Genomic DNA, 381 nt, shown 5'->3' with positions numbered 1-381 from the left:
GTTCGATTCTCTGTGAAGTCCCAGAATTCAAACCATTCCCTAAACAAATGAAGCTGTAGGCGTAGACCTAGGCATCACTGATTTTGCGATTCTATCTAATGGACGTAAAGTGGATAACCAACGCTTTACGGTAAGATGGAACAGAAGCTTAAACGAGAGCAGCGCAAGTTATCACGTCGCTACGAGCAAGCAAAGAAAGAAGGTCGTGACTTACGCGACTGCATGAACTACCAAAAGCAACGTCGTAAAGTGGCTCGCTTGCGTGAGCGTGTTGCGTTTCCAGCGAGAAGATTTTTTAAACAAGCTATCAACGGAATTGATTCACCAATATGACGTCATTTGCCTCGAAGACTTAAACACAAAAGGGATGTTGAAAAATCG

General features: G+C 43.6%; 1 protein-coding gene. It reads left to right on the top strand.

The genetic code is table 11. The annotated features are described in order from the left end of the window. The first annotated feature begins 135 nt into the window (after positions 1 to 135). Entirely contained in the window at positions 136 to 333 is a 198-nt protein-coding gene (locus tag ENTHG_RS25350; protein WP_145973631.1) for a hypothetical protein, read from the top strand. The last annotated feature ends 48 nt before the right edge of the window (positions 334 to 381 follow it).

Origin of the sequence: Phytobacter massiliensis JC163 (assembly GCF_000321045.1) — a bacterium.
GTDB classification, from domain to species: domain Bacteria; phylum Pseudomonadota; class Gammaproteobacteria; order Enterobacterales; family Enterobacteriaceae; genus Phytobacter_A; species Phytobacter_A massiliensis.
The sequence above is the reverse complement of the archived record's forward strand: the minus strand, read 5'-3'. Positions and strand labels throughout refer to the sequence as shown.